General features: G+C 74.5%; 6 protein-coding genes. 5 read left to right on the plus strand and 1 reads right to left on the minus strand.

The genetic code is table 11. The annotated features are described in order from the left end of the window. From ACFWEK_RS18260 to ACFWEK_RS18270, 3 genes are all read left to right on the plus strand, one after another. Window positions 1-452, plus strand: a 452-nt coding sequence (locus tag ACFWEK_RS18260; RefSeq protein ID WP_430554953.1) for a molybdopterin-binding protein, incomplete at its 5' end; no start/stop codon positions are given. Further along, window positions 449-994: a cyclic pyranopterin monophosphate synthase MoaC gene (gene moaC, locus ACFWEK_RS18265; protein WP_430554954.1), complete on the plus strand. Its 546-nt coding sequence runs from the start codon at window positions 449-451 to the stop codon at window positions 992-994. The genes ACFWEK_RS18260 and moaC, both read left to right, overlap by 4 nt. After that, complete coding sequence (locus ACFWEK_RS18270; RefSeq protein ID WP_430554955.1) at window positions 991-2,025, plus strand: molybdenum cofactor biosynthesis protein MoaE; 1,035 nt, start codon at window positions 991-993, stop codon at window positions 2,023-2,025. Before moaC ends, ACFWEK_RS18270 begins: the two co-directional genes overlap by 4 nt. A gap of 16 nt (window positions 2,026-2,041) precedes the next feature. Here ACFWEK_RS18270 and map read toward each other — a convergent pair whose 3' ends face one another. Then, window positions 2,042-2,824 (minus strand): type I methionyl aminopeptidase, encoded by a 783-nt coding sequence (gene map / locus ACFWEK_RS18275; RefSeq protein WP_430554956.1) that lies wholly within the window; start codon window positions 2,822-2,824, stop codon window positions 2,042-2,044. A 67-nt stretch (window positions 2,825-2,891) separates the two neighbouring features. Here map and ACFWEK_RS18280 point away from each other — a divergent pair, with 67 nt between their 5' ends. Next, window positions 2,892-3,188 carry a helix-turn-helix transcriptional regulator gene (locus ACFWEK_RS18280; protein WP_430547544.1) on the plus strand — a complete coding sequence of 99 codons (297 nt, stop codon included), beginning with the start codon at window positions 2,892-2,894 and terminating at the stop codon, window positions 3,186-3,188. 96 nt (window positions 3,189-3,284) lie between these two features. Continuing rightward, on the plus strand, window positions 3,285-5,525 hold the full coding sequence (locus ACFWEK_RS18285) for a PhoX family protein (RefSeq protein WP_430554957.1): 2,241 nt from the start codon (window positions 3,285-3,287) through the stop codon (window positions 5,523-5,525). Window positions 5,526-5,590: the final 65 nt, after the last annotated feature.

Consider the following 5,590-nt stretch of genomic DNA (forward strand, 5'->3'; position numbering starts at 1 on the left):
TGTCCGCCGGGGCGTACGAGGTGGTGCGGCAGACCCTCACCGACGCCTGGTTCGGGCACGTCGCCGTCCAGCCGGGCGGGCCGCAGGGCCTCGGCACGGTCACCCTCGGGTCCGGACGGGACGTGCCGCTCGTGGCGTTCCCCGGCAACCCGGTGAGCGCGTACGTGTCGTTCGAGCTGTTCCTGCGCCCGGTGCTCGCCGCGGCGACGGGCGCGTCGCCGGCCCGCCGGGCCACCGGCCGCGCACCCCTCGCCGAGCCGCTCGACTCGCCGCACGCGCTCCATCAGGTGCGGCGGGGCGCGCTCGACCCCGACGGCCGTGTGCGCATGACCGGCGGACCCGGCTCGCACCTGCTGACCCACCTCGCCGCCGCGACCGTCCTCGTGCACGTACCGCCCGGCGTCGCGCACCTCGACGCCGGCGACCTCGTCGACTACCAGGAGCTCCGTTGACCGACCCGACGCCCGACCCGCACGACCCGAACCAGGGCCTGACCCACTACCGCGCCGACGGCGCTGCCCACATGGTCGACGTCTCCGCCAAGGACGTGACGAAGCGGGAGGCCACGGCGACGGGCGTGCTGCGCACGCGCGCGGACGTCGTCGAGCGGATCGCCTCCGGCGACCTGCCGAAGGGGGAGGCGATCGCCACCGCGCGCATCGCAGGGATCCTGGGCGCCAAGCGCACGCCCGACCTCGTGCCGCTGTGCCACCCGCTGCCGATCTCCGGCGTGGAGATCGACGTCGTGCCCGCCTCCGAAGGGTCCGGCACGGTCGGGATCTCCGCGACCGTGCGCACCACCGGCCGCACCGGCGTCGAGATGGAGGCGCTCACCGCCGTCACCGTCGCCGGGCTGACGCTCTACGACATGATCAAGGCCGTCGACAAGGCCGCCGTGCTCACCGACGTGCAGGTGGTGGCGAAGTCGGGCGGCAAGTCCGGCGACTGGGCGCGCGCGGCGGCCACCTCCGAGGCGGGCCGGGAGGACGCATGACCGGCACGCACGATCACCACGGGGGCGCTCACGCACAGCGGCGCGTCGCCGTCGTCGTAGCCTCGGACCGCGCGGCGGCGGGGGAGTACGAGGACCGCTCGGGCCCGGCGGCCGTCGCGTGGTTCGCGGCCCGGGGCTGGCGCACGTCGCCGCCCGTCGTCGTGCCCGACGGCGAGCCGGTGCGCGAGGCGCTCGCCGCGCTGCTCGCACCCGGGACGGGGGAGGCGCCGGACGACGTGCCGCACCTGATCGTCACCAGCGGCGGCACGGGGCTCGGCCCGCGCGACCGCACCCCGGAGGCGACCCTCGCCCTCCTGGACCGCGAGGTGCCGGGGATCGCGGAGCTCGTCCGCGCGCGCTCGACCGCGCCGACCGATCCCGCCAAGCGGGCCGTCCCGGCGGCAGCGCTGTCCCGCGGCGTCGCCGGCGTGGCAGGCCGCACGCTGGTGGTCAACCTGCCGGGCTCCGTCGGCGGGGTGACGGACGGCCTCGACGCGCTGGCGGACGTGCTCCCGCACGCGGTCGACCAGCTCGCCGGCGGCGACCACCCCGGGCAGGTGGGCCAGGAGCCTGACGCGCCCGCGGATGTCGCCGTGCTGCGCGCCGACGTCGTCGACTCGCCCCTGGACCCGCTGGTCGCGCAGCTCAGCGCGCTGGTGCGCGACGACGCGTGCGGCGCGGTGGCGTCGTTCTCGGGCTACGTGCGCGACCACGACGGCGGGCGCGGGGTCCTGCGCCTGCACTACGAGGCGCACCCGGACGCGGCGACGGTGCTGCGCACGGTGGCGGAACGCGTCGCGCGCCGCACGGCCGCGGCGACGGGGGACCGCGTCCGCGTCGCCGTCGTGCATCGCACCGGCGACCTGGCGATCGGCGACGTCGCGGTAGTGGCCGCCGTGGCCGCGGGGCACCGGCAGGCGGCGTTCACCGCGGCGTCGGACCTGGTCGAGGAGCTCAAGGCCGAGGTGCCGATCTGGAAGGAGCAGGGCTTCGACGACGGCACGTCGGAGTGGGTGGCGTCGCTGGGCTGAGCGCTCGGGCGGTCGTTCAGGCGACCGCGTCCCGGGGCAGGGTGAGGATCTCGGCCCCGTCGTCGGTGATGGCGATGGTGTGCTCGCTGTGCGCCGTGCGGCAGCCGGTCGCGCTGCGGAGCGTCCAGCCGTCGGCATCGGTGACCAGCTCGTCGGTGTCCGCCATGACCCACGGCTCCAGCGCGAGGAGCAGGCCGGGCCGCAGCCGGTACCCGCGGCCGGGCCGTCCGGTGTTGGCGACGTGCGGGTCCTGGTGCATCGTCGACCCGATGCCGTGGCCGCCGAACTCGGTGTTGACCGGGTACCCCGCGCCGGCGAGGACGGTGCCGATGGCGTGGGAGACGTCGCCCAGGCGGACGCCGGGCCCGGCCGCGGCGATCCCCGCGGCCAGGGCGCGCTCGGTGACGTCGATCAGGGCGAGGCTCTCCGCGGGCCGTGACGACCCCACGACGACGCTGATCGCGGCGTCGGCGGCGACCCCGTCCCGGAGGACGGCGAGGTCGAGCGTGAGCAGGTCGCCGTCGGCCAGCGCGCGGTCGTGCGGCATGCCGTGGAGCACGGCGTCGTTGACGGCGGTGCACAGGTGGTGGCCGAACGGCCCCCGGCCGAAGGGCGGCGCGTAGTCGACGTAGCAGGACCGCCCGCCCGCCTCGGCGATCAGCTCGGCGGCCCACCGGTCCAGGTCGAGGAGGTTCGTGCCGACCGTGCTGCGGCGGCGCAGGGTCTGCAGGATGTCGGCGACGAGCGCACCGGTCTCCCGCGCCCGGGCCAGCTCGACGGAGTTCAGGATCTCGATCATGCGGTGCGGCCTCCTCGGTATACCTATAACAATACCGGCCATGTTATCCCGGTATTAGAGTCGGGTCATGGTCCGGCTGCCCCTCACCCCCGCCGAGGTCGAGCGCGGGCGCCGCCTCGGCGCCCTCCTGCGGCGCGCCCGGGGCGAGCGCTCGATGCTCCAGGTCGCGCTCGACGCGCGGGTGTCGCCGGAGACCCTGCGGAAGATCGAGTCCGGGCGCGTCGCGACCCCCGCGTTCCCGACCGTCGCCGCGATCGCGGACGTCCTCGGCCTCTCCCTCGACGACGTGTGGGCCGAGATGGCCGGCCCCGACCGCGCCGTCGACGAGGCCGGCCACCCTGCGCGTCATTCCCTGTTCACCTGAGGGTCGGCGTCACGACGACGTGACGCCATCGGTGCTCCCTACCGTCGGGCTCGTCACCCCCGGTCCCGTCACCGCCCTATCTCAGGAGTGCCACCGATGACGATCGCCCCCGAGTCGCGCCCGCTGCTGGAGCTCGCGGCCACGCCTCACAGCCCGCACTACGCGCGCGGCAAGCGCAGCCCGGTCACGTGCCGGCTCAAGTGCGCCGACGCGTGCTCGCACCCCGCGCCCAACGAGTCCGCCAACGAGTACTTCCGCGACGTCGCGGCGCGGGCGCTGTCCCGCCGCGTCATGCTCGGCGGCCTGGCCGCCGCGGCCGCCACCGTCGTCGTCGGCACCCAGGTGGCGGGCGCGCCCGGAGCGAGCGCCGTCACGGCCGCGGGCCGTGGCCACGGCGCCGGCAAGGGCCTCGCCTTCGGCGCCATCGCGCCCCAGGACGCCGGCGTGGACGCGTTCGTCGTGCCCGAGGGGTACGAGTGGTCGCCGATCATCCGCTGGGGCGACCCGATCCTGCCCGGCGGTCGCGCGTTCGACGCCGCGCACCAGACGCCGGAGCAGCAGGCCAAGCAGTTCGGCTACAACGTCGACTACCTCGACATCCTCCCGGCCGACCCCGACGACGTGCAGCCGCGCGGGGGCAGGACGAAGCGCGGGCGGCGCGGCCTGCTCGTCAGCAACCACGAGTACACCAACGCCGGGATCATGTTCGACGAGTCGTACGACGCCGCCACGCGCCGTGCGATCGAGCGCGCGGCCTGGGGCCTGTCGGTCGTCGAGGTGCGCCGCGACCGCGAGGGCTCCCCGTGGAGCTACTCCCGGATCAGCCGCTACAACCGCCGCATCACCGTGGACACGGAGTTCCGCGTGGACGGCCCGGCGGCGGGCTCGTACCTCATGAAGACGGTCGAGGACCCGACCGGCACCCGCGTGCGCGGCACGCTCAACAACTGCGCGGGCGGCACGACGCCGTGGGGCACCATCGTGTCCGGCGAGGAGAACTACAACGCGAACTTCCGCGTCAACGGCAAGGACCCGCGCGACGCGCGCTACGGCCTCAAGGACGCCGCCACGAGCTACGGCTGGGAGCTCGACGACCCGCGCTTCGACGGTCGCAACCCCGGCTACGAGTACGAGAGCCACCGCTTCGGCTGGATCGTCGAGGTGGACCCGTACGAGCCCGACGAGGCGCCGGTGAAGCACACGGCGCTGGGCCGCTTCAAGCACGAGGGCGCCAACGTCATCCTGTCCAAGCGCGGGCACGCCGTCGCGTACATGGGTGACGACGAGCGCTTCGACTACGTGTACAAGTTCGTGTCGAAGAACCGCTTCCGCGAGGGCAGCAGCCGGTGGGCCCGCCGCCACAACAAGACCCTGCTGTCCGAGGGCGACCTGTACGTCGCCCGGTTCCGTGGCGACTCCCCGGCGTCCGAGATCGACGGCACGGGCGCGGTCCCGTCCGACGGCGCCTTCGACGGCACGGGCGAGTGGGTGGCGCTGGTCAAGGACGGCGAGTCGCAGGTGCCGGGCATGACCACCGAGGAGGTGCTGGTCTTCACCCGCCTCGCAGCCGACGCCGTGGGCGCCACCAAGATGGACCGCCCCGAGGACGTCGAGCCCAACCCGCTCACCGGCCGCATCTACGTGGCGTGCACCAACAACACCGACCGCGGCAAGGCGGACAAGGAGGGGGCCACCGAGCCCAACCCCCGCACCACCAACCGTGACGGGCACGTCGTCGAGATCATCGAGGACGGCGGCGACCAGACCGCGACGACGTTCACGTGGAACCTCCTGCTCGTCGCGGGCGACCCGTCGGTGAACGGCTCGACGTACTTCTCGGGCTTCCCCGCCGACAAGGTGTCGCCGATCTCCTGCCCCGACAACCTCGCGTTCGACGCCGAGGGCAACCTCTGGATCTCCACGGACGGCGCGCCGTCGACGATCCAGAAGTGCGACGGCCTGTTCAAGGTGACCCTCACGGGCCGCCAGCGCGGCCGCGTCGAGCAGTTCCTGTCCGTGCCGCGCGACGCCGAGACCTGCGGGCCCGTCGTCGACTCGCGCGACGGGATGGTCTACGTCAACGTCCAGCACCCGGGGGAGGACGGCACCTTCGCCGCGCCGAACTCCTACTTCCCGGACTACCTCGCCGAGGGCGAGCGGGCCCCGGCCGGCGCCTGGCGCGGGCCCCGCCCGTCCACGATCCAGGTCTACAAGACCGGGCGGGGCGAGCACCCCGGGAACGGCCACGGCAACGGTCACGGGAACGGCAACGGTCACGGCAAGGGCGGCGACGGCTGGGACGGCCCCGGGCCGTTCCCGTGGCCGCGCCGCCGCTGACCCGCAGCGGACGGCCGCAACGAGCGTGCTGACTTGATCCTCATTCCGCCCGAATGAGGATCAAG

The sequence above is a fragment of the Isoptericola sp. NPDC060257 genome, from assembly GCF_042726645.1.
GTDB lineage: Bacteria > Actinomycetota > Actinomycetes > Actinomycetales > Cellulomonadaceae > Isoptericola > Isoptericola nanjingensis.

Excerpts from the sequence above, each read along its gene's own strand:
- ACFWEK_RS18270 (WP_430554955.1), top strand. The coding sequence starts at position 991 with ATGACCGGCACGCACGATCACCACGGGGGCGCTCACGCACAGCGGCGC.
- map (WP_430554956.1), bottom strand. The coding sequence starts at position 2,824 with ATGATCGAGATCCTGAACTCCGTCGAGCTGGCCCGGGCGCGGGAGACC.
- ACFWEK_RS18280 (WP_430547544.1), top strand. The coding sequence starts at position 2,892 with ATGGTCCGGCTGCCCCTCACCCCCGCCGAGGTCGAGCGCGGGCGCCGC.
- ACFWEK_RS18285 (WP_430554957.1), top strand. The coding sequence starts at position 3,285 with ATGACGATCGCCCCCGAGTCGCGCCCGCTGCTGGAGCTCGCGGCCACG.